Genomic DNA, 26,222 nt, shown 5'->3' on the forward strand with positions numbered 1-26,222 from the left:
CGGAATCATGGTAAAATAAATCCAATCCGCATGGACGAGATTATGAGGGAAAATGAGGTTTGAGATGATGCAAATCGATCCGGCTGCAGCGCAGCAGTTGATGGCAATGCAGGACAACAGCCGTATTCAAAATAGAGACGAGCTTCTCCAGGACATTATCGAGAATGGCAGCACCTCTGATTTTGGTGTTATTCTGAACCAGCTGCTGGATGACTCCTGCGCGGCAGCTGCAGAAATCGATGCTTCCGTACAACCGACGGTGCCCGGCGTATCGTGGAGTGACGGTCTGCTGTGGCAGCAGCTGGGAGAGGCGAATACCTCGCCGGTGGAACACGTTGACGAAGTGTCCAAGCCGGCGCATTCCGATTCCGGCTCCGGCAAATCGACTGCTTACAACGACTTGATTGAACAGGCAAGCCGTAAGTACGGAGTGTCCGAATCGCTAATCAAGGCCGTCATCGAGACGGAGTCCACTTTTAATCCGAATGTCGTATCTTCTGCGGGGGCCAAAGGCCTGATGCAGCTGATGGACGGCACGGCTCAGGGACTCGGGGTCAGCGATCCGTTCGACCCGGCGCAGAACATCGATGCCGGCACGAAATACCTTTCGTATCAGCTGAGCCGTTTCGGTGGGCAGGAAAATATGGCGCTGGCGGCATACAATGCGGGGCCTAACCGGGTGCTCAAACTCGGAGTATCGACCGATGCCGAATTGATGCAGCAATTGGACCGGCTTCCTGCAGAAACAAGGAACTATATCCGTAAAATTGCGGATGCCAGGGCAAAATATGAAGGTTAATACCAATCTCATAGCGTTTTAAGTTACGGGATCAAACTCGGGAGAACGGGAAGCGGCTCGATATGAAGCGCTTCTTCCGATGTTTGATCTCTTTATATTGCTTCGGGTGATCCGTGTAAAGGAGGAAACGTGATGATTTATTGGGACCATGCGGCAAGTACGCCACCCTACGAAGAAGTGATCCAGACGATGGCGGAAGTGATGAGACAGCATTACGGCAATCCTTCATCCATTCACCGGATGGGCGAGGACGCTGCCAAGCTAATCAAGCGTTCCCGGGAAGTATGCGCCGCCGCCCTTGGTGTTAAACCGGCCGAGATCATCTTGACCTCAGGCGCAACGGAAGGCAACAATATGGCCATTAAAGGCACAGCCTTTCAATATGCCGGCAGGGGCAAGCACATCATAACAACTGCAACGGAGCATCCGTCCGTCTACGACAGCTGTTTATATCTTCGGGAACACGGATTCGAGGTAACCTTTCTTGATGTGGACCAGAAAGGCCGGATCAATCCTGACCAGCTGCGCAGCCTCATTAGAAAGGACACCATCCTGGTCAGCATCATGCATGTCAACAATGAGACCGGAGCCGTGCAGCCGCTGGAGGCGGCGGGGCGTATCATTAAACAGTGCAACCCGCTGACGCTGTTCCATGTGGACGGTGTTCAGGGCTTCGGCAAGCTGCCTGTCGACCTGCAGGTGTGGCAGGCAGACTTATATACGTTATCCGCACACAAACTCCGCGGACCCAAAGGAGCCGGCGTATTATTTCGCAGGGAAGGCGTTCAGCTTCATCCGCTGCTGTCGGGAGGCAAGCAGGAGTCCGGCATGCGCTCGGGGACGGAAAATTATCCGGGGATCGTCGCCATGGCCAAAGCCATGCGGATGGCTAAAGAGCAGTTAGGGACTTTCAGTGAGCAGGTCGGGGCGCTGCGGGACGAATTGCTCGCATTTATCCGAACGATACCGGCCCTTGCGCTGAACAGCGACGAAGACGGGGCGCCGCATATCGTTAACGTGTCCTTTTCCGGAATGAAAGCCGAGGTCCTTCTGCATTCGCTTGAGGAGCACGGCATGCTCGTGTCCACCAAATCGGCCTGCTCTTCCAAGACGGCGGAGCCAAGCCGTGTCCTGCTTGCCATGGGACGGAGCGAGGATGAGGCCTCCAGCGCAATCCGGATCAGCATGGGGCTTACCAACACCAAGAATGATGTAGAGCGGTTGAAGAACGCGCTTCAGGATGCGGTCGAACGGCTGACGCCTTTAATGACAGGAAGGAATGAAATCCATTGAAATATGATATGCTTCTGCTCCGTTATGGAGAAATTACACTCAAGGGAAAAAACCGGGGGCGCTTCGAAAATGCGGTGATCTCGCATATCCGGTCCGTTCTTAAGGATTTTCCCAAAGCGAAAATTCGCAAGGAATACGGAAGACTGTACGTTGAACTGAACGGGGAAGAGGCGGAACCACTGATCGCCTCGCTCCAAAAAATATTCGGGCTGACGTCGATCAGCCCGGTAGTTGTCAGCTCTACGGAGCTGGATTCTATTTTGGAAGCTTCATCAGCATTTATCGGGCAGATGGACATGGATGAAGAGGTCACCTTTAAGGTTCATGCCCGCAGAGTGTGGAAGGCTTTCCCGCACTCGTCCCATGAGATGAACCATCTGGTGGGTGCGCCGCTGCTGAAGAAGTATCCCCTGTTAAAAGTGAGCATGAAGGATCCCGAGCTCACTTTGCAAGTGGAGATCCGCGAGCAGGGAACCTATATATTCTGTCAGACGATTCCCGCCGTCGGCGGATTTCCGCGGGGAAGCAACGGCAAGGCCATGCTGCTCCTCTCCGGCGGAATCGACAGCCCGGTTGCAGGGTGGTCCTCCATGCGCAGAGGGCTGGAAGTGGAGTGCGTTCACTTCTACAGCTACCCGTTTACAAGCCGGCTCGCCAAAGAGAAGGTCATCGAGCTGGCGAAGGTACTCTCAGGATATGCAGGGGAGATCAAGATTCATCTGGTGCCGTTTACCGAAGTGCAGACGTCCTTTACGGGCATTGGACAGGACAATTTGATCATTACCCTGATGCGGCGTTCGATGCTCAGAATTGCCGAACTGCTGGCCAAGCGTGAAGGGGCACTTGCGATCGTTACCGGAGACAGCCTCGGGCAGGTCGCCAGCCAAACCCTGCCAAGCATGAACGTGATCGGCCGGGCGACCGAGCTGCCGCTTCTGCGGCCGCTGATCATGATGGACAAAAACGAGATCATCCGGATTTCCAAAGAGATCGGCACATACGAAACCTCGATTCTTCCTTATGAAGACTGCTGCACGCTGTTCGTGCCCAAGTCACCGACGACGAATCCGAATTTGCGGGTTGTCGAGAACGTAGAGGCGTCGATCGAGAAGCTCCCTGAGCTGATCCAAGACGCCTTTGAGCGGACCGAAACTTTGGTGCTCACCAAGGATTATGTGATTGGAGAGGAAGAAGAAGCAGGCGGCGTTAACGAGGATTGGTTCTAAAACTCAGAGGATTAGGAAACAAAAAAAGGAGGCTCTTCATTGAAGAGCCTCCTTTTGTATGACAACAAGGCGGATATGTGTGTTCTAACTATACGAATGTTCGTCTTTCCGTTTCTTCATCGACGCGCGTTTCAGGTATCCGAGGGCAAGAATGGCTATGACGATGATCACGATAAACAGCACCCGGAGAACCGGATATTGTTCAAAAAACGGAGCAAACCGCTTTTCTTCCGTAATCATGTTGGATGCCGTGTAACCAAGTACCGCCGAACCAAGGTAAATAATCCATGGAAACTTGTTAATCAGCTTAATAAACAGGGTGCTTCCCCAAACGACAATCGGAACGCTGATAAGCAGTCCGAGAATGACGAGGATGATATTTTGCTCGGCTGCGCCGGCCACGGCGATCACATTGTCCAGGCCCATCGCGGCATCCGCTACAATGATAGTCCTTACAGCTCCCCATAAGGTTTGGCCTGCCTTGATGTCCGTATGATCGTCGTTATCGGCCAGCAGCTTGTAGGCGATCCATACGAGCATGATACCGCCCGCGGCAAGCAGCCACGGCACTTTCAGCAGCCAGACGACGACGATCGTCGCAATGATCCGAAGCAGGACTGCGCCTCCGGTTCCATAAAAAATAGCCTTTTTCTGAGTCGAGGGGGCAAGATTCCTCGCAGCAAGGCCAATTACGATGGCGTTATCGCCAGCCAATATTAAATCCAAAAAGACGATTTTGATCAAATTAACTAAAAATTCTGTTACACTGTCCAAGTCAGGTCACTCCTTATTATGACTGTATACGGAGTTCAATAGCAAATCGATTCATTATAGGCTAATTTTTCATGTGAAGTCAAGCATAGCCTGGCCAACTCCCACATAGACGTAGAGTGGGGGTGTTGACCTTTGGAATCGATTTGGCTGCTCATTCAGATCCTGATGATCAATTTGGTCCTAAGCGGCGACAATGCCGTCGTGATTGCTCTGGCGAGCAAGGACCTGCCGGAGAAGCAGCGTAAACAGGCGGTATGGTGGGGAGCGCTCGGCGCTGTTATCCTGAGGTGCTTGTTGACTTTTATTGCGGTCATTCTGCTGAAAATCCCTTATGTTCAGGCGGTCGGCGGGTTCATGCTCATCTGGATCGCCTTAAATCTGCTGATCGAAAACAAGGATGAGCTCCGGCTGCAGGAATCCTCCACCATCTGGAAAGCGGTCAGGACTATTCTTGCGGCGGATTTCATTATGAGCCTCGACAACGTACTGGCCATTGCCGGACTCGCCAACGGCGATCTCGCACTGATCGTGATCGGCATTGCGATCAGCATACCGATCGTCGTCTGGGGCAGCAATTTGATCGTCACCTGGCTTCACCGTTTCCCGGTGCTCGTGTACATCGGGGCGGGCATTTTAGCTTATACAGCCGGTGAGATGCTCCTCCAGGACCACAGGCTTGGGGCTCTCCTCTCCGCATCTCTGCCGGAACTCCACCATCTCATTCCCGGCGTATTGGCCGGCTTGGTGATCGTCTCCGGCGGTATCAAGCAGCTGCTGCTGCGGCCGCGCTCATAAGCAAGACAATCTCGTTAAAAACCGGGCTGAACCCGGTTTTTTTCTTGTTATGGACATAAAAATCGCAAAGTATTGGAACCATTCGGGCTTGCGGCAGAACCTTTCCTTTGTGGGGTTATTTTGGCCTGCAGTGCCTAAAAAATTACAGGCGCAATCTGGTTTTTTTCACAGGTTTCAGATAAACTAAATATGAAAATATGTCGTTTTTTGCGTATGTCGTAAGGGACGGCTATAGAGAAGAGGGTGGGAGAATGTCCTCAAGGAACGACTTGAAGCTGGGCCTGTTCATTGTCATTGCTGGGATCGTCATTTTGCTTGGCAAGCTTGGAGTTTTCGGTTTTTTGGGCCGCACGCTGTGGCCGCTGGTCCTTTTGATTCCCGGACTGGTTCTGCATATGCTGTTTTTCGGCAACCGGGCGCGTGCAACGGTGCTTGTACTCGGCGGTGTTTTGACGGTGTACGGGCTGCTCTTTTTACTGTGCAGCACGATCAGCTGGGGGCTGATGTCCTACTTGTGGCCCGCCCTTCTGCTCGGGATCGCGGTCGGGATGTACGAGTACTACCTGTTTGAAAAGCCGCGTCCGTCCTCCTTGCTTCCTGCCTCTGTCATTTTGGGACTGGCTTCGCTGGTACTGTTTTTCATCAGCCTTCTTCATACCGCGGTGATCTATATCCTCGCCGTGCTTCTGATTGCCTTGGGCATTTGGCTGATTGCCGGAAGGGGGAAATCCAGAAACCGGAAGTGGAAGAGCGGCTGGTAAATCTGGCCTTCTATTTTCTGTAAAACACTTGTTTTTTTCTGAAACTTCATTATAATATAAGGGATGTAGAAGCGTCGGCGCTACCGCCTGACGCTTCATTTGTTGAAAGACTTCGTTACGATTTGAAAGGGAAAGGATCTGGATAAAAGCCATGCATTCAAGAGATAAAATTCGCAACATTGCGATTATTGCGCACGTTGACCACGGCAAGACGACCCTGGTTGACCAGTTGCTGCAGCAATCGGGGATATTCGCCAAGCACGAACACCTGCAGGAACGCGCCATGGACTCCAACGATTTGGAGCGCGAACGCGGCATTACCATCCTGGCCAAGAACACGGCCATTACGTATAAAGATTTTCTGATTAACATTGTGGACACCCCGGGACACGCCGACTTCGGCGGCGAGGTGGAACGGATTATGAAGATGGTCGACGGCGTACTGCTCGTCGTTGACGCATATGAAGGCTGCATGCCTCAGACCAAATTCGTGCTCCGCAAAGCGCTTGAGGCGAATCTGACGCCGATCGTCGTCGTCAACAAGATCGACCGTCCGGCAGCACGTCCGGCCGAAGTTATTGACGAAGTGCTCGACCTCTTTATCGAGCTTGAAGCAAACGACGACCAGCTGAACTTCCCGGTCGTTTACGCTTCGGCGCTGAACGGAACCTCGAGCCTGGATCCGGACAAGCAGGACGACAACATGCTTGCCCTGTATGAAACGATTACCGAGCACATTCCTTCTCCGACAGAGAAGGTTGATGAGCCGCTCCAGTTCCTCGTTACACTGATGGACTACAATGAGTACCTTGGCCGGATTGCGATCGGACGGGTTAACCGCGGCGTGATCAAGCAAGGCCAAGCCGTTACGGTCATCATGCGCGACGGCAAGAGCAAATCCGCCCGGATCGAGAAGCTGTTCGGCTTCCAAGGACTGAAGCGTGTGGAGCAGGAAGAAGCCGGAGCAGGCGACATCATCGCGATCGCCGGGATCAAGGACATCAATATCGGGGAGACGATCGCCGATCCGAACCATCCTGAAGCACTGCCGGTTCTTAAGATTGACGAGCCGACCCTGCAAATGACCTTCCTGGTCAACAACAGTCCGTTTGCCGGACGCGAGGGCAAGTGGGTTACGTCCCGCAAGCTGCGTGAGCGTCTGATGAAGGAACTGGAGACAGACGTCAGCCTGCGCGTTGAAGAGACGGACAGTCCGGATGCGTTTATCGTGTCGGGACGCGGTGAGCTTCACCTCGGCATCCTGATCGAGAACATGCGCCGCGAAGGGTACGAAATGCAGGTTTCCAAGCCTGAAGTTATCGTCAAGGAAATCGACGGAGCCAAGATGGAGCCGATCGAGCGTCTTCTGATCGATGTCCCTGAAGAGAGTATGGGCGCGGTTATGGAAAGCCTCGGTTCCCGTAAGGCCGAAATGGTGAACATGGTCAACACCGGCAACGGTCAGGTACGTCTGGAGTTCCTGATTCCGGCACGTGGTCTGATCGGTTATCGTACGCACTTCCTGACGCTGACCCGTGGTTATGGCGTCATGAACCATGCGTTTGACAGCTACGGTCCGCTGCACAGCGGCCAAGTCGGCGGACGCCATCAGGGCGTGCTGGTTTCCAGCGAGACCGGAACGAGCACCTTCTACGGCATGATGGGCGTCGAAGACCGGGGTATCCTGTTCCTGGAGCCCGGAACTGAAATTTATGAAGGCATGATCGTTGGCGAGCATACGCGCGATAACGACATCGTCGTAAATATCTGCAAAGAGAAGCAGCTGACAAACGTGCGTTCCGCCACAAAAGATGATACAGTAAAAATGAAGACGCCTCGTCTATTCTCACTTGAACAGGCGCTTGAATATTTGAATGACGACGAGTACTGTGAAATCACGCCGAAATCAGTCCGTCTGCGCAAGAAGATTCTGAACAAGAGTGAGCGCGAACGTGCCGAGAAGCACCGCAAGATGGCCGAAGCCAACATGTAATCCGGGTAAGGTCCTCACCTCATTTCTGGAAGGAGTGAACTGTCCGTGCAAGCTTGGTTAGCAGCGCATCCGATTATCTCCTACATCATCATCTTTGTGCTGATCACCTATGTATACAACAAGGTGTTTCGGGTCAAACAGAAGCTTCCGCTTCTCAAAGAGATTCTGCTGTATATTCTGATGGCCATCGGCTCCGGGATGCTGCTGATTTTTCAGCACGACAAGCTTCCGATCATCCAATGTCTGCTTGTCGCGGTAGCTCTGATGTTCACGGTGCGCATCCGCTATTTCGTGGAAGCGCGGCAGAAGAAGAAAGCCGAAGCGGCTGCCAAGCGGGTGTAACGCGCCCGCTGTGGCCCGGCTCTTTGCAACATTACGAAGGTCGTCATCGTTTATAGAGAGATTACCTCAAAATAAATGAAAAAGGTGTTTGAGATGAGTCCCAGCAATACGAGTCTACCTCCAAGATCTCATGGCGGCACCCCGAAAGGGAAAGTGCCTCCAAAGAAGAAAAAGAAGAAAAGCGGGTTCAAAACGTTTTTGAAATTCGTATTGATTCTGATTATATTAGCTGTACTCGCCGTAGCGGGATACGCGGGATATTTGTACTATAAAGCGGATCATGGCGTTCTGGACACAGGTGTAGATGCACCGGTCGCTCCTTCCCAATCCGCCAAGGTCAAACCGATCACAATGCTGCTGCTTGGAACGGACTATCGTCCGGAGACGAAGACACACCTGTCTGACGTCATCATGATCGCCGCCTTTAATCCGGATACGAAATCGGCAACGTTAGTGTCGGTTCCGCGCGATACCAAGATCGAGCTGAAGGGCTACCGGGAGAACAAGGCCAATGCCTATTATCCGAATTTCCTGGCCGATGAGAAGCAATCCGGGATCAAGGCGACCGATGAGATGAAGACGATGTTCTCCAAGTATTTGGACATCGATATCGATTACGTGACGGTGCTGAATTTCCAGGCCTTCCGTGATGCGGTAGATGCACTGGGCGGCGTTGACGTGACAGTCGACAAGAACATGTGCTACCGGGATAAAGCTGACGGAACGGACATCAACCTGAAGAAGGGTGAGCAGGAACTGAACGGGAAGCAGGCGCTCGATTTTGTGCGCTACCGGAAGTCCAACTGCCGTCCGAGAACGGACGCTTCCGACGATTTTGACCGCAACCGCAGACAGAACGAAGTTCTTCACTCCCTGATCGACAAGATGCAGACGTTCAAGGGCGTTACGAGCCTGGGCGGAGTGCTGGATGCCATGAATAACAACATGGAAACCGACATCGAGAAGGATCAATTGAAGAACATGATTGCAACCTATTGGAAAATTAAAAAAGAAGACGTCAAATTCATGCCGATTACCGGCAACTGGAAAAGTCCTTATGTGTATGTAGACGATGACGAGCTGGATAAAGCAAAGCAGGCATTGAAGGACGAGCTTGCCGGCAAGGCTGCCGTGGAAGCCGGTACTTCAGCGGATGAAAGCTCGAATCCGTAAAGTTGGGTGCAAGTTTTGGGACGACATATAATATACTAGAGTACAATGGAAACTGTACAGGAGGTCAGTGCGATGTCCGAGACGGTTACGAAGTGGACTCCAATATATGAAATACAACGTCAACCAGCTGTTCATCTCTCTGTGCCGACTTCTGCTGAATCCGGTGTATGTTTTGACGCGCCATGCAAAAAAGCCTAGTGATCTGATCACTGGGCTTTTTTCTTTTTTTGCAAAATTTGTTGATTCGGCTGGTATTTCGCCTGTCCTATACTTTAGCGGGTTGGGCTTGGCGAAGAAGGGCTGTTCTGACGCGATTTGACATCGCGCGGGAGCTGCGGCACAATCCGGCCGACAATATCCGCCAGTTCGGAAGCGAATCCCGATACGGGTTCCCCTTTTTGAATATGCTGACCGATTTCGGCAATCCGGCTGGATAAATCCATATCGGCCGTCACGAGGGCGTTTTTGCCCCGAGGATCCTTTTTGAGTGCTTCGGCAACGGTATATTTGATGGTTCCGACTCGGGAACGCGTCAAATTGCCGTCTACGTCGATGCCCACTACGGCAGTATTGCCTAACACGACTGCATGCGCTTTTTTCACACCGTTCACCTTTTCGGCGATGTTTTCCAAATGGTCTTTTAAAGCCAGGTCCGTTGTATCTTCTGCGGAACGCACGGCTGTGTTTCCTGCAGACCGGAGTGAAAGGCGGTGATGGTCGCCGGTTGATGCGGCTGTCGGCCCCTGTTGACTTTGAGGAGAGGGTGATGCAGTGTTCTGATGATTACAACCGCTCAGTAGAGCCATAGTTAACACAACGAGCAAAAACATTCTCATATGTGATCGTCCTTTCCAGGTCATAAATTGGCATGACGGGTTGTAACTTAGGATGTCCATGACGAAATAATTTATGTGTTTATTATGAGTTCAGTGGAGGGAGAAAGTATGAGAAAGATATTTGTACTGGATACCAATGTGCTGCTGCATGATCCCCGGGCAATATTTGCGTTTGATGAACATGAAGTCGTGATTCCGGCCGTCGTACTGGAAGAAATAGACTCCAAGAAACGGAATGCCGACGAAATCGGGAGAAATGCGCGGACGGTGTCCCGCCTGCTGGACGGATTGAGGGAAAACGGCGGCCATTTGCACAGCGGGGTGCTTCTGGAAAACAAAGGCAGCCTGAAAGTGGAGCTGAATCACCGCAGTTTTGTGAAAGTACAAGAAATGTTCGGCGAAATGTCCAATGATAACCGCATTTTGGCAGTCGCCTTAAATTATCATCTGGAGGAGCAGGGCAAGGAGGACCCGACGTCGGTAGTGCTGGTAAGCAAGGACGTGCTCGTTCGCATCAAGGCGGACGTGCTTGGTCTGGTGACCCAGGATTACTTATCCGACCGCACCGTAGGTCCCGGAGATCTGTATACCGGATATTCTACGCTTAAGGTGCATCCTTCCATCATCGACGAGTTTTATTCGTACCGTTTTTTGTCCATCAAGCCGCTGCAGCTGCCATATCCGCTGTATCCGCATGAATTCGTCATCCTAAAGGACGAGATGGGGAGCACGAAATCGGCCTTGCTGAAGGTGAATACGGATGCGCTCCGGCTGGAACCGCTCTTTTTGAGCAATGAGTCCGTATGGGGAATCAGCGCACGCAATGCACAACAGCGCATGGCGCTGGAGCTGCTGCTGAACGACGATATTCCGATCGTAACGATTACCGGAAAGGCCGGTACGGGCAAAACGCTGCTTGCCTTGGCAGCCGGGCTGATGAAGGTCGAAGATGAGCATAAGTACAAAAAGCTGCTGATCGCAAGGCCGGTCGTTCCGATGGGCAAGGATATCGGTTATCTGCCCGGTGAGAAAGAAGAGAAGCTCCGTCCGTGGATGCAGCCGATTTACGACAACCTGGAGTTTTTGTTTGATACGAAAAAGTCGGGCGATATCGATAAAATTTTAATGGGTCTGGGCAGCATTCAGGTCGAGGCGCTTACGTATATCCGCGGACGCTCCATCCCCGGCCAGTTTATCATCGTGGACGAAGCCCAGAACCTGTCCCGCCACGAAGTAAAAACGATCGTCTCCAGGGTAGGGGAGGGAAGCAAGATTATTCTGATGGGGGACCCCGAGCAAATCGATCACCCGTATCTGGATGCATCGAGCAACGGCCTGTCATATATCGTGGAGAAATTCAAGCAGGAAGGGATCAGCGGGCACATTACCTTGGAAAAGGGCGAGCGCTCCAAGCTGGCCCAGCTCGCAGCCGATCTGCTGTGATTTCATAAGCGGGTACTATTTCCCGAGAAATGATGCCACCACCTGCCAGCACATAAAAAAGAACCCCCCTTGTCCGGTTCATTGGAACCGGCTGGGGGCTTTTTTAGAGGGGATCAGAACGTATCAGTTTCAGAGCCTCCACTTCTTGATCTCGCAAGGAAATTTCCACTTAAAGCGGTCAGTCTTCTTAGAAGATATGTCGATAGACGTCTTTCTTTAGTTTTAACAATTTCAGGCACCGGATCAAATATACTCGAATTACAATAAGGACATTCGCAGGCGTAGATTCGTAGTTAGCCTCATGGTGTGGCTCATCGGCTTATTTCTTGCCCGTCCGTTAAACATTTCCAGAAAAAAATAGGACAAGCGCCCTATGAATTTGCTAAAATATTGTATAAGTATTGTGAAGGGAGGCCTAGAGACTTGAGGCGGAAAAATTACTGGCTTCTGTTTGCCATTTTGCTGCTCTCTTTAACCGCTTTATCCCAGGGGCAGGATTTATCGCAGACCCCATCGGGTCATGAAGAGGAAGATGACGCGTCTCTGTTTCCGCAGCCTTCCACACAAGAGCGAACGTCCCAATCCCCCATCCGGGTCACCGTGCACCTGAGCGATGAGGATTTTAAGCAGCTCGAGGAGCTGAATCATACATATGTCACCGATACCGGGGCCACGGTGGAATTGAACAACATCCCGGATGCCGATGCGTACCTTCAGCTGACGTCCGCTTTGGCCGTAGGGGAAGGCCCCGATGTCATGCTCATCAACAGCTCGTGGGTCCGCCCGATGGCTTCCCGAGGCTACCTGCTGCCAGTCGAATTCTATACAAGCAATCGTGCGGATAGTGATACCATCAACCCGCTGCTGCAAGAGGTGGAATGGAACGGCTACCAGTGGGGAACGCCCGCCGACATGGATCCTTATGTGCTGGCATGGAATATGAAAGCGCTGAATTCGCTTGGAGTGACGGATATTCCAGGCGGTATAAGCAGTTGGAAAGAGCTGCTGAGCAAAGCGAAGAACCGAGGACATCAGCAGCTGCTTGAGATTTCGTCCGGGGACGGCTATGATGCTGCAGCTTTGATGGGAGCACTGGGCACCGATCCGTTAAGCCCGAGCCAGGCATCCCTGGAATGGATCGACAAGGCCCGCGTATTCATGCAAATCGATCAGACCGAGCAAGGCACTGACGGAGCCCAGCTTCCGCTAACCATTTCCGCCGTTTCGGAAGCGGCAAAGTCTCAGACAGTAAATACGGAACTGCGGATGCCCGAGCAGCTGTACGCCATCTATCCGTCGCTCCTGCGCAGCCGAAGCTACGCCGTATCGGCGGGATCGCAGCATGCCAAAGAAGCGGCCGAATGGATCGCGTATATGAGCTCGGCAGTCGTTCAACAGGAATGGTATCAGGCTACAGGTAAACTTCCGGCGCTGAAGAGCCTGTACGACGATACGGTATTCAATCCGGCCGGGCTGCCGTTCCATCTCAACTCCCTGCTTCAGACGGCAGGTACCGATAAGGACACAGGCAGGCTGCAGGCGAAATGGGATGTGTTTGTCAAAGCATCAGGCGATTATATTACAGGCAAATCTGCGGCCGCAGATTACGTTGAGGCTGTAAGAGGGGAAGCCGGAGGAAGCTGATCCGATACTCGCGGGCAGTTCGTCTCCGGCTTTTTTGTGTTACATGGACAGCTTAAGGGTGACATGGAGGTTTTTATCCGTACTTTTCACCTCGGTCGCCTTCACGAAGGAGACGATTTGCTGCGGATAAAATCCCAAATCGAACTCTTCCTCCATTTGGCGGCATGTCGTATCGGGCAGTTCATAGCCGTTAAATACGAGCTTATCCACATGGAACATGATGGAGTTCTGCGGCTGCTCCTCGACGCTGTAGTGGCCCTGAACTTCGAGGGACAGCGTGCCGCTTTGGCCGGAGGCCGTAATCTCGTCTTCGCCAAAGTGGAAGGCAAACTGTTTGAACAGATCGTTTTTGGAGCGGAGGAAAGCGTTCAGATCGTCCTCCTTGATGTCGATATTATAGGTCGTTCCGTTGGTGCGGATCGCTCCGTCCTGATTCTGGATAAACTCCGGGAGGTCGTTCATGGCTGAGGCGAGCGCGTTAAAATAGGTTTTTACCTCGTTAAGCCCGACATTTTCCCAATAAAGCGTAAATTCCTCAATCATGTTCTTGAGCGCTTCCGGATCGCTGCTGGAGGCGATTCCCTGATCGACCTTTTGCTGCAGGGCCGATACCCGTGCCCGCTGCTCAATGAGATTGGACTTCATTTCTTCCAAATCGGCCGTCTTTTTCTCCATGGCCAGCTTCGTGTTTTTAATCTCCTTGTACTCCGATTGATACGCATCAAGAACCGTGCGGTCATGCTCCATAATCATATCGTAGACATCATACATATGAATGAGGCTGCCCAGATCTTTAGCGGACAGCACGGCAACGAGCAGGCCTTCCCTTTCCCCCATGTAATAAGAACGAATGACGGCTCCCGCGCGGCTCTGCTGATCCTGGATCTGAAGCAGCTTGTCTTCCAGCTGCCCGGACAGCTTGTTCAGCTCCTGCTGGATGGTCTCCTGCTGCGCAGTAATCCGCTCAATCTCTCGGTCGATTTCCACAACAGACAGGCTGTTCTGCAATATTTCTCGGTCGTCTGTGCTGGCGCCGGCGGACGGGTCGGCCCGAAGTTCAGGTATGGGGCGGAGCAGCGACAGGCAGAGCATCGGCAGAAGCAGGCAGAGGATTCGCAGGCGTCGATTGTAAGGCTTCAATGGATTTGATCCCTCCCCCATGGTTGTCCATTGTAAATATATGATTCAACGGTAAAAAATATCATCTCTCTTGGAGCCTGTCAGATTTGGCAAGCCAAATAACCCCAGCAGGCAGATACAGATTTATGCAAGTGCCCCCGATAAAAGTCGGCAAAAGCGAAAAAAGCGACCCGGCATTGGATGTCGGATCGCTTTCCTTTGGGTTCTCTAATGATCGGATTAAAGCGGTAAGCCCATTTTGAATACTGTCCAATAGCTGAAACCGGTAAACGTCACGATCATATAGCCCCAGAAGAGAAGAATGTAAGTTCTCTCCGTAAATTTCAGATACCCCAAGATGACGAAAAATGCGGTCTGTACGAAGAACAACAGAGCCATCTCGACCATGTTGCCGGCATATGCCATAAGCCCGATTGCGAGCGTAAAGAACCCGAGTACTCGAAACATGCGTGCCACGTTATATCCCCCTCTCCTTATGTACGGTCATAGCTAAGCTACGTATCATTATATCGTTAACCCAAAATTGTGTAAACGAAAAAGTTGCTTTTTATTATTGTGGTCCCATGATGACAAAGTATACATCGCCATGCATCGGCAAATTTCCAATATGAGGGTATGAGCACTTTGCAAATTGGCAATACAATTTAGTATCAAATAGATTCTATGAACTCTATGAGAAGCATAGAAATGAAAATAAGCAGCTGTTATACCTTATTCAGTACCCGGTGAACAATCCGGTTATGGAGACGGGTTATTTTAGGATGTTGTTAGGAGGGTTTTGTTGCATGACAGCAGTTAGACAAGATGCATGGAGCAGCGAGGATGACCTTATTTTGGCGGAAGTAACCTTAAGGCATATCCGTGAAGGAAGCACTCAGCTGGCCGCTTTTGAGGAAGTAGGCGAAAAAATCGGAAGGACGGCGGCAGCCTGCGGATTCCGATGGAACAGCTGTGTCCGTAAAAAGTATGAGGAAGCAATCAGCCTGGCCAAGACGCAGCGCCAGAAACGGAGCTACTATAAGAAGCAGCCGGCAAATTCGGGGATCCAGGTGGCCGGTTTAGGTCTGTCCGAAGCTGAGGCGGGTTATTACAAAATGGAGGGAGCCAGTGAAGAGACACTCTCCATCGATGCGGTCATCCGCTTTTTGAAGCAGTGGAAAGGAAGCCTCCAGGAAAACGGACGCCAGCTGAAAATGCTGGAGAAGGAGCTCCGTGAAAAGGAAGAAGAGCTGAACAATTTGAGAAGGATCAACGAGCGGCTCTCCAGGGAAGTCAGTGAAGTCCAAACCGATTACAGGGTCGTTAATGACGACTACAAAGCGCTTATTCAAATTATGGACCGGGCACGGAGGCTTGCCTTTTTGAACGAAGAGGACGAGGAACTGAAGTCGCGGTTCAAGATGGATGCCAACGGCAATCTGGAGCGGATTGAGTAAAAGTCATACGCAACGATGCAATACAGATCCCGTGCGGATGCGTGAAGTTTGCGCAGACCGAACGGGTTTTTTCGTGCGTGTAAGCCTTATGTGATGCCGGATGCGCTATAATAGGGGCACGGATAGTAACCATTAGACACGGAGGGCAGGCTAATGCTGATCGATATTGTGGGCGCGGGATCGCTCGGACTGCTGTTTGGGGGAAAATTGGCCGGGTCCGGCAGCCGGGTGCGGATCTGGAGCCGCAGCGCTGGGCAGGCGGAGGAGCTCCGTCATTCCGGTATTCATATCGCCAAAGACGGTGAGAGCGGATTAAAGGTGGACCCCGCGCATTTTCAATCCGGTACGGTCGAACAGCTCGGACAAGCTTGGGAGACGAAGCCGGGAGATTATGTGCTTGTGATGACCAAACAAAAGGATACGGAGGCGGTATGCCGCTATTTATCACAAGTCAGGCTTCCGCAAGGATCCAGCCGGCCGGTCGTCGTTTGTTTTCAAAACGGCTACGGGCATATGGACAGGCTGAAGGCGATACTGCCCGGATGGACTATGCTGGCTGCGGTGACGACTGAAGGTGCAAAGAGAACATCGTATACAGAAGTGTTTCATGCGGGATCCGGGGATACGGTGATCGGCGAGAGCGGTATAGGGCATGTCTCCAACAAGATTGGCGGCCGATGGTTAAATCTTGTTCAGGCCCTAAAACAAGCAGGATTTTACCCGGTATTGTCGAATGACATCGATAACATGATGTTTCGTAAATTGCTGATCAACGCGGTGATCAATCCGCTGACCGCACTCTGGAGGATTCCGAACGGAGAGCTGTTGAAAAGTCCGGCGAGGTTGAAGCTGATGAAGGAATTGTATGAAGAGACGCTGACCGTTTACGACGCATGCGGAATCCGGTATGAAGAAGACATGTGGGATCAAATATTGAATGTGTGCAGAGCGACTTCCGGGAATACCTCGTCCATGCTGAAGGATGTGCTTGCCGGTTCGCCGACGGAAATCGGCTGGATTAATGGAAGCATCGCGGACATGGCGCTGAAGGCGGGGGTTCAGGCTCCTGTCAACGAGCTGGTGACCCGGCTCATCGAAGGATTAATCGCAGAGGAGGAGTGAGGAATCTTGGATTTCTTGAGAAATTCATTTATTTTTTTGAGCATCCTTCCGTTTTTCCCGTTTTTGCTCGTGTATTTAGGAGGATATTACTGGCGGAAAAACAGCAGAAACCGCGCGCTGCTGCTGGCCATGGACGTCACTACATTGTTTTTGATCTTTTCCGTTGCGGCGCTGTTCAACAATACGTTCCATACCCGGTTCGGCTTTTATTTGATCCTCTTGTTCATGCTCATCGCGGTGGGGTTGATCGGCGGGGCGCAGAACCGGCTCAAAGGCAGGATTGATGCCAGGAAAATCGCCAAAGTCGTATGGAGAATGTCCTTTATGCTCATGAGTGCAAGCTACATCATCTTTACATTAATCGGTATTTTTAAATACATAATACAGACTGGGGCCTAATATTTTACAATTTTAATCAACAAAATGACTGGAAAAACCCTTGTTTTTGGCCGTTTGTCACAAGAAAGTAAAATTTTCATGTTTTTCTGTGTAGATTTTTTTGACCACTGGTTGTATAATTTCTTACCATACACATAATTAATTTACCTTTAGGGGGAACAGTTAATGAAAAGGAAAAGCCTGCTCATGCTTCTGACGCTGATCCTCGTTGTTGGCACTGTACTTGCTGGGTGCGGTTCCAAGAATGACAATGGCGGAAGCACGGCTAGCGGCGGCGACAAAGGAAGTTCGTCGGCTGCTAAAGAACAAGTACTTCACATTAACCTGAGCGCTGAGCCGCCAACGTTTGACCCGGCGCAAGCCCAGGACACTCAAGCTAACACCGTACTGAAAATGATGTACGAAGGCCTTGTGCGTATTGACAAGGATAACAACCCGATTCCGGGTGTTGCCGAGAAGTGGGATGTTTCCTCCGACGGTCTGAAGTACGTGTTCCATCTGCGTAAAGACGCGAAGTGGAGCAACGGCGACCCTGTAACGGCAAAAGACTTCGTCTTCGCTTGGGAGCGGGTTTTGAATCCGGCTACAAGCCCAGCACCGCCTTATGCATATCAGCTTTATTACATTAAAGGCGCAGAAGACTATAACAGCAAAAAAATTACCGACTTTAACCAAGTTGGCGTAAAAGCGACAGATGACAACACACTGGAAGTAACCCTGAACAATCCGACTCCTTATTTCCTGGGTCTGACTTCGTTCTACACGTTCTATCCGGTGCATCAATCGGTGAAAGACAACGCCAAATGGGCAACCGATCCGAAGCTGATGGTAACGAACGGACCATTCACGCTCACAACTTGGACAACCGGTCAGAAGATCGAAGTGACCAAAAACGCAAACTACTGGGATAACCAGAACATCAAGCTGACCAAGGTTACGATGTCGCTGTCCAACAGCAGCGCAACGGAACTGTCCAGCTATAAGGCAGGCCAGCTTGACTACGCAGGTAACCCGAACGGAACGATTCCTACGGACCAAATGCCTGCAGTGAAGAACGAGCTGAAGGACGAGCTCGATTTGAAACCGATCGGCAGCATTTACTACTACGTGTTCAACACAACAGCGAAACCGTTTGACAACGTAAAAATCCGTAAGGCGTTCTCGATGGCCATCAGCCGTCAGGATATCGTCGATAAAGTAACGATGAGTGAAGAAACCCCTGCGTTCGGATTCGTGCCGCCAGGCATTTCCGGTGACAAGGGTGAATACCGTACCGAGTTCAAGGACGATTTCTTCACCGAAGATATGGAAGAAGCCAAGAAGCTGCTTGCTGAAGGCATGCAGGAAGAAGGATACACGACGCTTCCTCCGATCACTTTGATCTACAACTCCGATGACAAGCATAAGAAAATTGCGCTTGCCATTGCAGATATGTGGAAGAAAAATCTTGGCGTTGAAGTGAAAACCGAAAACCAAGAATGGGGCGTGTTCCTCAAGAACCGTCAAAACCTGAACTACCAAATCGCACGTGCCGGCTGGAGCCCGGACTACAACGATCCGATGACTTTCTTCGATCTGTGGACTTCGACCAGCGGCAACAACGATTCCGGCTTCAAAAACAAAGAGTATGATGCTTTGATCAAAGACGCATTCTCTACACCTGACACAGCAAAACGTATGGAAGATTTTAAAAAGGCTGAAACGATGATTATTAAAGATCAGCAGGTCGTGCTGCCAATTTACTACTATACAAACGTTGCCTTGATCAAACCGAATCTTAAAGGCGTTGTTATTGACTATGCCGGTCAAGTAGACTTTACAAGAGCTTATTTCGAATAAATTTCGAATGGTCTAACAAAAGCAGCTTAGCTTGATAAATACTGTTCGGGATATATGTGTGGAGCTTCCATATATATCCCGTTTTTTTTGCTTAGTATATATCTTTACCAAGGATTTCTTCAATTTGAAATATATAGCATGGACAAATAGATTCGGCATTCTTTAAAATTAAAATATGGTCCGCGATGGTTGGTGCCATGTTATATGAAGTTTAGCGGGGAGGGTAAATCGGACATGGTACGTTACGTACTGAGCAAGTTTTTCTATATGCTGGTATCGCTCTTTATTTTGATATCGGCTACATTTTTTCTGATGAAGGCCATTCCTGGTAACCCTTTTATGTCCGAGAAAAATGTACCGCCTGAAATCCAAGCCCGGCTGATGGAACAGTATGGATTGGACAAGCCGGTATATCAGCAATACTTCAAATACTTGGGGGATATTGCAACAGGTGACCTTGGGATTTCCATGAAGCATCAGAACCAGGAGGTAGGGGGCATTATTCTGCAGACCTTCTCTGCATCCCTGAAACTGGGTATCTTCGCCATCGTTATTTCCGTAATTGTCGGTGTGCTCCTCGGCATGCTCGCCGCGCTGTACCACCGAAAGCTAATTGATAATATCGCCATGGTGCTGGCGGTGCTGGGCATCGCCGTTCCGAGCTTCGTGCTGGCATCGCTGATCCAGTATCTGTTTGCGCAGAAGCTGGGCTGGTTCAACGTCATGGGCTTTGACGGCCCGCTTGACTACGTTCTGCCGGTCGCCGCGTTGTCGGCGCAGCCGATTGCCTTTATCGCCCGCTTGACGCGCTCGAGCATGCTCGAAGTGCTGCATGCGGATTATATCAAGACAGCCAAGGCCAAAGGCCTCAACTGGATGACCATTATGTTCAAGCACGTGATCCGTAACGGCATTTTGCCGGTGGTCACTTATATCGGACCGATGACCGCCAACGTCATTACGGGTTCCGTCGTTATCGAGCAGATTTTCGGCATCGGCGGGATTGGTAAAGTGTTCGTCGAATGTATTACCAACCGGGATTACACGATGATTATGGGTGTGACGATTTTCTACGGCGTACTGCTGATGCTGGCCCGTTTCATCACCGATATCGTATACGTGCTGGTTGATCCGCGCATTAAATTAACCGGCGGGAAGGAGGGCTAACGATGGCTGTACAGGATCCAACCTTGATGAATAACAACGTAGAGCTGACGCCTGAAGACTTCCGGAAAATCGGTACCGATGAGAAAGAGGCTGAAATTATTCAGCGGGAAAGTATTTCGGCGTGGAGAGACGCGTGGCAGCGTCTACGTAAAAATAAACTCGCCATGGCGAGCTTGGTCGTTCTCATCTTGATCATTCTGGCTGCGATTATCGGGCCAATCATTTCAAAATTCGATTCGGCAACCAACGATTTGCTGGCCACGAATCAGCCTCCTTCCAAGGAGCACTGGTTCGGCACCGACGACTTGGGCCGCGATATGTTCGTCCGGACGTGGATGGGCGCCCGTATTTCCTTGGTCGTCGGCCTGGCTGCCGCACTCATTGACCTCTTGATCGGTGTCATTTACGGCGGCATCATGGGGTATTTTGGTGGACGCGTCGACGCCATCATGAACAAGTTTTCCGAAATTTTGTATTCCATTCCTTATATGCTGGTTACGATTCTGCTGCTCGTCGTCTTTGAGCCGAGTATCGGAACGATTATTCTGGCGCTGACCATTACCGGCTGGATTAACATGTCGTGGATCGTCCGCGGTGAAATCATGCAGCTGAAGAACAGGGAATACGTTCTGGCATCCCGCTCCATGGGAGCAGGCTCCGGCCGGCTGCTGTTCCGCCACCTGCTGCCGAATGCGGTTGGTCCGATCATCGTCACCTTGACGCTGTCGGTACCGAACGCGATTTTCTCGGAAGCCTTCCTTAGCTTCCTCGGTCTCGGTGTCCGGGCACCGATCGCTTCGCTCGGTTCGATGGTCAACGACGCACTGACTGGCTGGATGTACTATCCTTGGCGGATGCTGTTCCCGGCCATTCTGATCAGTTTGACAATGCTCGCATTTAACATTTTCGGTGATGGCCTCCGCGATGCGCTCGATCCGAAATTGAAATAACAGGAGGTGAGATCATGGAGCCGATTTTACAAGTAAAAGACCTGCATGTATCCTTTCACGTCAAAGGCGGCGAAGTCAAAGCCGTCCGCGGCATGAATTTTGAAATAGGCAGAGGAGAAACGGTGGCGATCGTCGGTGAGTCCGGCAGTGGTAAGAGTGTGACCGCGCAGACGATCATGCGCTTGATCCCGTCTCCTCCTTCTGACATCAAGAGCGGTCAGATTATTTTCCAGGGCGAAGATATTCTGAAGAAAACCAATAAAGAAATGGAAGCGATCCGCGGGAAAGACATCGGCATGATTTTCCAGGATCCGATGACTTCCCTGAATCCGACGATTAAGGTCGGCAAGCAAATTACCGAGGTTCTGATCAAGCATCAAAAGCTGTCCTCCGCGGAAGCGAAAGAGCGCGGTTTGGAAATGCTGAGACTTGTCGGCATCAAGAACCCAGAAGAACGCTTCAATCAATACCCTCACGAATTCTCCGGCGGGATGCGCCAGCGCGTCATGATTGCAATCGCTTTGGCGTGCCGCCCGGCGCTCCTGATCGCCGACGAACCGACAACAGCGCTGGATGTGACGATCCAGGCGCAAATCATGGACGTCATGAAGGAAATGCAGCAGAAGCTCGGAACTTCCATTATCCTGATTACGCATGACCTCGGCGTCGTTGCCGGCATGTGTGACCGTGTTATCGTCATGTACGCCGGTGAAGTGGTAGAGACGGGGACGAAGTGGGAGATTTTCAAAAACCCGCAGCACCCGTATACGAAAGGCCTGCTGCGTTCGATGCCGCGTCTTGACCAGAAGAAGGGCGAGCCGCTGATTCCGATTATCGGTACGCCGCCGGACCTGATTAAACCGCCGGTCGGCTGCGCGTTCTGCGCCCGCTGCGATGAAGCGATGAAAGTATGCGAACGGATCAATCCGGGAGCGACGGTATTCAGCGACACCCAAATGGCGCGCTGCTGGAATCTTCATCCGATGGCCAAGGAGGTTCAATCGTCATGAAAGAGAACCATTTGATCGAAGTCGAAGGCCTCAAGAAATACTTTAACGTCGGCGGCGGCAAGATCGTCAAAGCCGTGGACAACATTAACTTTTTCATCCGCGAAGGCGAAACGCTCGGCATGGTGGGCGAATCGGGCTGCGGCAAGTCGACCGCGGGCCGTACGATTCTCCGCCTGTACGAGCCGACTGCCGGCAGCGTCAAGTTTAACGGAACGGATATTTACAAGCTGTCGCCTTCCAAGATGAAAGCGATGCGCCGCGACATGCAGATGATTTTCCAGGATCCATACGCTTCCTTGAACCCGCGGTTTACCGTGTCGGACATTATCGGCGAAGCGCTGGATATCCACAACCTGGCCGGCAGCCGCAAAGAGCGGAAGAAGCGCGTGGAGGAATTGCTGGATATGGTCGGTCTGAATCCGGACCATGCCACCCGTTATCCACATGAGTTCTCCGGCGGTCAGCGGCAGCGGATCGGGATTGCCCGTGCGCTTGCCGTCAATCCGAAGTTCATTATTTGCGACGAGCCGATCTCGGCGCTGGACGTGTCCATTCAGGCACAGGTCGTCAACCTGCTGAAGGATTTGCAGGACCGGCTTGGGCTGACCTATCTGTTCATTGCCCATGACCTGTCGATGGTCAAGCATATCAGTGACCGCGTAGCGGTGATGTACCTGGGCAAAATGGTAGAGCTGGCCGACAGTGAGGAACTGTACGCCAATCCGATTCACCCGTATACAAAAACGCTCCTCTCGGCGATTCCGATCCCGGATCCCGAAGTGGAGGAGAACAAGAAGCGGATCTTGATGAATGACGAAAAGTCGGGTCCGATTCACTCCGCTAAAGGCGGAGATGCAGCGGATCAGGAAGACACGAGACTTGTGGAAGTTTCCAAAGGCCATTGGGTCGCTGCTCCATATGCCTAAGCTATGACAGCTTTACCGCCGGGTGATCCCGGCGGTTTTTTGTTTGCTTTGACGGATACAACAACATTGGTTACAATCAAGAAAGATTGCGGTAGTATAAAGTAAGCACGGAAGTGATTGGGCACAGAATAGGAGGCATACCCATGAATGTGGTTTCCGACTCACTCAAGAGCGGTTCGGCTCTTGCAGATGATTATATAAACCGTTTTAGCGAAGTACAGCCTTTATACGGTGAAGATTTTCGCGATGAAGCAAGCTGGCTGAAACGTGTGGAATGGCTTGACCAATCGGAGTCCGTCCGGGTAAACCGGGGCGAATTGGCAGAAGTTTTACGGCGGTATAACAGCCGGCACAATAACCATCAGGCGGTACATAATGCACTGGATTTGCTGGCGAAGGAAGGAACGCTGGCCGTGGTGGGGGGCAGCAGAGCGGATTGTTTACCGGTTCGCTGCTGGTGATCTATAAAGCCATGACCATAATCCAGTCGGCGCAAGAAGCGGCCAAGAAATTCAACCGGCCGGTGGTGCCCGTCTTCTGGATCGCGGGTGAGGACCATGACTTCGATGAAGTGAACCATACGTACGTCATGACACCGGAGCTGAAGGTCGCCAAAATCAAGATGGAAGCGAAGCCGGGACCCCGCTCGTCGGTGAGTGCGATTCCGATCGGTCCAAACGAATGGAAGCAGTCCTTCGACCAGTTGGGCAGATGGCTTCCGGATAGTGAAAACAAGCCGGAGATTTTGAAATGGATCCATGAGGCGTCGGAGCAGTCGGATAATCTCAGCGACGCTTTTGCCAAGCTGCTGGGCCGGTTGTTTGGCGAGTACGGCTTGATTCTGCTCGATTCGGCGGATCCTGAACTGCGCAAGCTGGAAGTTCCGGTGTTTGAAAAAATGATCGAGCGCAACGACGGGCTGGAACAGGCTTATCAGCAGGCGGCGGCGTGTATTACCGGCAAAGGCTACTCGCTTCAGGCGGAAGTTGCGGCCGGCGGGGCCAATTTGTTCTATATATATGAAGGAAACCGTCTGCTGCTATATAAACAGGATGGCAAGTTCACTGATCGCAAAGGGATCGTCAGCTTAAGCCAGAGTGAGCTGCTGGAGCAGCTTCGCACTCATCCGGAGCGGTTCAGCAACAATGTGCTGACGCGCCCGATGATGCAGGAATCGCTGTTCCCGGTACTCTGTACCGTGCTTGGGCAAGGAGAAATTTCCTATTGGGCTATTACGAAGCAGGCTTTCGAAATCCTTGGGCTCCGGATGCCGATCCTGCTGCCGCGAATGTCCTTTACCTTGATCGAAGGCGCCTTGCAGAAATACATGGATAAGTTCGGCGTGACCTTCCAGGATGTTCAGCACCGGTTTGCAGAAGCCCGCCAGCAGTGGCTTTCCAGCCAGGAGGAATTCCATATCGAGCCGAAATTCGCCGAGACGCGCCGGGCTTTTGAGCAGCTGTACGAACCGCTGATCCGCGAGCTGGGTACGATTCAGTCCGGTTTGATCCCGCTCAGCGAGAAAAACAAGGGCAAAATTTTGGAGCAAATTTCTTATCTGGAACGCAAAACACGCGAAGCGGTGGAGAAGAAGCATGAAGCCGAGCTGCGGCAGTGGGACCGGATCGGTGTCTCCCTGTTTCCGCTGGGCAAGCCGCAGGAACGGGTGTTTAATATTTTCTACTATTTAAACCGCTACGGCCTCGAATGGATTCATGATTTGATCCGCACCTCGGATCATTTTACGGCGGAGCACCGCATTATCGAATGTTAATCAATAAGAGGATAGGGAGGCAATGAGATGAGTTCATCTTCACTGCAAAACAGCGTGGTCAAGGATATGGCGCTGGCACCGGAAGGCCATTTGAAAATCGATTGGGTGGAGGCCCATATGCCGGTGTTAAACGAAATCCGCAAGCAGTTTGAAGCGGAGCAGCCGTTTAAGGGGCTGAAGGTCACCATTTCGCTGCATTTGGAGGCCAAGACGGCATACCTGGCTAAAGTGGTAAAGGCCGGCGGTGCGGAAGTAACGATCACAGGCAGCAACCCGTTGTCCACACAGGATGATGTTTGTGCGGCGCTCGTGGAAGAAGGTGTGACCGTGCTGGCCAAATACAATCCGGATCCGGTGGAGTACAAGGAATTTCTGATCCGGGCGCTGGAGACCAAACCCGACCTCATTATCGATGACGGTGGAGACCTGGTGACGATCCTTCACTCGGAACGGCCGGACCTGCTGGAGACGATCCGCGGGGGCGCGGAAGAGACGACGACCGGTATTATTCGCTTGAAGGCCTTGGAAAAAGACGGGCTGCTGAAGTTTCCGATGGTGGCCGTTAATGACGCTTACTGCAAGTATTTATTCGATAACCGTTACGGTACGGGACAATCGGTATTCGATGCGATCAACCGTACGACAAACCTCGTCGTAGCCGGCAAAACCGTTGTCGTTGTAGGCTACGGATGGTGCGGCAAAGGCGTAGCGATGCGGGCCAAAGGACTCGGCGCCAAAGTTATCGTGACGGAAGTCAATGCAATCCGCGCGGTGGAAGCACATATGGACGGCTTTGAAGTCATGCCGATGCTGGAAGCCGCGAAGCACGGCGATTTCTTCGTGACCGTGACGGGCAACCGGGACGTCATCACCGGTGAGCATTACGACGTGATGAAGGACGGGGCGATCCTGTCGAATGCCGGCCACTTCGATGTCGAAGTCAACAAACCGGAGCTGGCGGCACGAGCCGAGTCGGTACGCACCGTGCGCCGTAACATCGAAGAATACAAGCTGACGGACGGCCGCAAAATTTACCTTCTGGCCGAAGGCCGCCTTGTCAATCTTGGGGCGGGAGACGGGCATCCGGCGGAAATTATGGATATGACGTTCGCCCTCCAGGCGATGTCTCTGAAATACGTGAATGACAACTATCAAAACCTGGGTGCTCAGGTGCTGAATGTGCCGCTCGAAATCGACGAGCAGGTCGCACGCCATAAATTGGCAAGCCTGGGGATTCAGATCGACCGGCTGAGCCAGGAGCAGATCCGGTATTTGGAAAGCTGGTCCACCCACGAATAATCGGTAAATTGTGGTTATCCACATGTGGAAAACCCCCTTGATTCTTCGCGAATCAGGGGGTTTTTGCTGTTTTTCCGCGCA

At 51.8% G+C, this 26,222-nt stretch carries 23 protein-coding genes and 1 pseudogene; 20 read left to right on the forward strand and 4 right to left on the reverse strand.

All coding sequences use genetic code 11. The features are described 5' to 3' along the window. The first annotated feature begins 67 nt into the window (after nucleotides 1-67). From K2F33_RS16835 to thiI, 3 genes are all read left to right on the forward strand, one after another. Complete coding sequence (locus K2F33_RS16835; RefSeq protein WP_263882379.1) at nucleotides 68-799, forward strand: lytic transglycosylase domain-containing protein; 732 nt, start codon at nucleotides 68-70, stop codon at nucleotides 797-799. Between the two features lie 132 nt (nucleotides 800-931). Continuing rightward, nucleotides 932-2,092 carry a cysteine desulfurase family protein gene (locus tag K2F33_RS16840; RefSeq protein WP_263882255.1) on the forward strand — a complete coding sequence of 387 codons (1,161 nt, stop codon included), beginning with the start codon at nucleotides 932-934 and terminating at the stop codon, nucleotides 2,090-2,092. After that, a complete protein-coding gene (gene thiI / locus K2F33_RS16845; protein WP_089548201.1) occupies nucleotides 2,089-3,318 on the forward strand; it encodes a tRNA uracil 4-sulfurtransferase ThiI in 1,230 nt (409 codons plus the stop codon). The genes K2F33_RS16840 and thiI overlap by 4 nt, the downstream gene beginning before the upstream one ends. A gap of 84 nt (nucleotides 3,319-3,402) precedes the next feature. Here thiI and K2F33_RS16850 read toward each other — a convergent pair whose 3' ends face one another. Beyond that, nucleotides 3,403-4,092 (reverse strand): TerC family protein, encoded by a 690-nt coding sequence (locus K2F33_RS16850; protein ID WP_263877951.1) that lies wholly within the window; start codon nucleotides 4,090-4,092, stop codon nucleotides 3,403-3,405. 132 nt (nucleotides 4,093-4,224) lie between these two features. On the opposite strand from K2F33_RS16850, the gene K2F33_RS16855 reads away from it, so the two are divergent. The 5 genes from K2F33_RS16855 to K2F33_RS16875 all read left to right on the forward strand — a co-directional run bounded on the left by K2F33_RS16855 (nucleotide 4,225) and on the right by K2F33_RS16875 (nucleotide 9,156). Continuing rightward, nucleotides 4,225-4,887, forward strand: a complete 663-nt coding sequence (locus K2F33_RS16855; RefSeq protein WP_076169825.1) for a TerC family protein — start codon at nucleotides 4,225-4,227, stop codon at nucleotides 4,885-4,887. Nucleotides 4,888-5,138: 251 nt separating this feature from the next. Beyond that, nucleotides 5,139-5,648, forward strand: coding sequence for a hypothetical protein (locus tag K2F33_RS16860; RefSeq protein ID WP_263877955.1), 510 nt, complete (start codon nucleotides 5,139-5,141; stop codon nucleotides 5,646-5,648). A gap of 151 nt (nucleotides 5,649-5,799) precedes the next feature. Then, on the forward strand, nucleotides 5,800-7,641 hold the full coding sequence (typA, locus tag K2F33_RS16865) for a translational GTPase TypA (RefSeq protein ID WP_076169827.1): 1,842 nt from the start codon (nucleotides 5,800-5,802) through the stop codon (nucleotides 7,639-7,641). A gap of 45 nt (nucleotides 7,642-7,686) precedes the next feature. Next, on the forward strand, nucleotides 7,687-7,983 hold the full coding sequence (locus tag K2F33_RS16870; protein ID WP_076169828.1) for a YlaH-like family protein: 297 nt from the start codon (nucleotides 7,687-7,689) through the stop codon (nucleotides 7,981-7,983). 93 nt (nucleotides 7,984-8,076) lie between these two features. Continuing rightward, nucleotides 8,077-9,156: an LCP family protein gene (locus K2F33_RS16875; RefSeq protein WP_076170148.1), complete on the forward strand. Its 1,080-nt coding sequence runs from the start codon at nucleotides 8,077-8,079 to the stop codon at nucleotides 9,154-9,156. 272 nt (nucleotides 9,157-9,428) lie between these two features. Here K2F33_RS16875 and K2F33_RS16880 read toward each other — a convergent pair whose 3' ends face one another. Next, a complete protein-coding gene (locus K2F33_RS16880; RefSeq protein WP_306434088.1) occupies nucleotides 9,429-10,052 on the reverse strand; it encodes a YhcN/YlaJ family sporulation lipoprotein in 624 nt (207 codons plus the stop codon). A 48-nt stretch (nucleotides 10,053-10,100) separates the two neighbouring features. On the opposite strand from K2F33_RS16880, the gene K2F33_RS16885 reads away from it, so the two are divergent. Next, nucleotides 10,101-11,435 carry a PhoH family protein gene (locus tag K2F33_RS16885; RefSeq protein WP_076169830.1) on the forward strand — a complete coding sequence of 445 codons (1,335 nt, stop codon included), beginning with the start codon at nucleotides 10,101-10,103 and terminating at the stop codon, nucleotides 11,433-11,435. A 423-nt stretch (nucleotides 11,436-11,858) separates the two neighbouring features. Then, nucleotides 11,859-13,079, forward strand: coding sequence for an extracellular solute-binding protein (locus tag K2F33_RS16890; RefSeq protein ID WP_263877961.1), 1,221 nt, complete (start codon nucleotides 11,859-11,861; stop codon nucleotides 13,077-13,079). Between the two features lie 39 nt (nucleotides 13,080-13,118). Here K2F33_RS16890 and K2F33_RS16895 read toward each other — a convergent pair whose 3' ends face one another. Continuing rightward, the gene (locus K2F33_RS16895; RefSeq protein WP_263877963.1) at nucleotides 13,119-14,219 is read right to left on the reverse strand and encodes a coiled-coil domain-containing protein; all 1,101 of its coding nucleotides are present in this window, start codon (nucleotides 14,217-14,219) and stop codon (nucleotides 13,119-13,121) included. A gap of 219 nt (nucleotides 14,220-14,438) precedes the next feature. Continuing rightward, nucleotides 14,439-14,675, reverse strand: coding sequence for a DUF2626 domain-containing protein (locus tag K2F33_RS16900; RefSeq protein ID WP_076169833.1), 237 nt, complete (start codon nucleotides 14,673-14,675; stop codon nucleotides 14,439-14,441). A gap of 329 nt (nucleotides 14,676-15,004) precedes the next feature. Here K2F33_RS16900 and K2F33_RS16905 point away from each other — a divergent pair, with 329 nt between their 5' ends. The 10 genes and pseudogenes from K2F33_RS16905 (at nucleotide 15,005) to K2F33_RS16950 (ending at nucleotide 26,141) form a co-directional block, all read left to right on the forward strand. Then, nucleotides 15,005-15,655, forward strand: coding sequence for an RsfA family transcriptional regulator (locus K2F33_RS16905; RefSeq protein WP_212984446.1), 651 nt, complete (start codon nucleotides 15,005-15,007; stop codon nucleotides 15,653-15,655). A 153-nt stretch (nucleotides 15,656-15,808) separates the two neighbouring features. After that, nucleotides 15,809-16,777 (forward strand): ketopantoate reductase family protein, encoded by a 969-nt coding sequence (locus K2F33_RS16910; protein ID WP_263877966.1) that lies wholly within the window; start codon nucleotides 15,809-15,811, stop codon nucleotides 16,775-16,777. 6 nt (nucleotides 16,778-16,783) lie between these two features. Next, nucleotides 16,784-17,176, forward strand: coding sequence for a DUF3397 domain-containing protein (locus tag K2F33_RS16915; protein ID WP_076169836.1), 393 nt, complete (start codon nucleotides 16,784-16,786; stop codon nucleotides 17,174-17,176). Nucleotides 17,177-17,341: 165 nt separating this feature from the next. Continuing rightward, a complete protein-coding gene (locus tag K2F33_RS16920; protein ID WP_076169837.1) occupies nucleotides 17,342-19,015 on the forward strand; it encodes a peptide ABC transporter substrate-binding protein in 1,674 nt (557 codons plus the stop codon). 234 nt (nucleotides 19,016-19,249) lie between these two features. Next, nucleotides 19,250-20,182 carry an ABC transporter permease gene (locus K2F33_RS16925; RefSeq protein ID WP_076169838.1) on the forward strand — a complete coding sequence of 311 codons (933 nt, stop codon included), beginning with the start codon at nucleotides 19,250-19,252 and terminating at the stop codon, nucleotides 20,180-20,182. 2 nt (nucleotides 20,183-20,184) lie between these two features. Beyond that, entirely contained in the window at nucleotides 20,185-21,132 is a 948-nt protein-coding gene (locus K2F33_RS16930) for an ABC transporter permease (protein ID WP_089548194.1), read from the forward strand. Between the two features lie 14 nt (nucleotides 21,133-21,146). Continuing rightward, entirely contained in the window at nucleotides 21,147-22,142 is a 996-nt protein-coding gene (locus K2F33_RS16935; protein ID WP_076169840.1) for an ABC transporter ATP-binding protein, read from the forward strand. Beyond that, nucleotides 22,139-23,068, forward strand: coding sequence for an ABC transporter ATP-binding protein (locus K2F33_RS16940; RefSeq protein ID WP_076169841.1), 930 nt, complete (start codon nucleotides 22,139-22,141; stop codon nucleotides 23,066-23,068). Before K2F33_RS16935 ends, K2F33_RS16940 begins: the two co-directional genes overlap by 4 nt. 143 nt (nucleotides 23,069-23,211) lie before the next feature. Further along, nucleotides 23,212-24,842: pseudogene (gene bshC / locus K2F33_RS16945) on the forward strand (bacillithiol biosynthesis cysteine-adding enzyme BshC). A gap of 27 nt (nucleotides 24,843-24,869) precedes the next feature. Next, nucleotides 24,870-26,141, forward strand: a complete 1,272-nt coding sequence (locus K2F33_RS16950) for an adenosylhomocysteinase (RefSeq protein ID WP_263877968.1) — start codon at nucleotides 24,870-24,872, stop codon at nucleotides 26,139-26,141. The last annotated feature ends 81 nt before the right edge of the window (nucleotides 26,142-26,222 follow it).

The sequence above is a fragment of the Paenibacillus sp. PSB04 genome (assembly GCF_025809195.1).
In the GTDB taxonomy this organism is placed as follows: domain Bacteria; phylum Bacillota; class Bacilli; order Paenibacillales; family Paenibacillaceae; genus Paenibacillus_AQ; species Paenibacillus_AQ favisporus.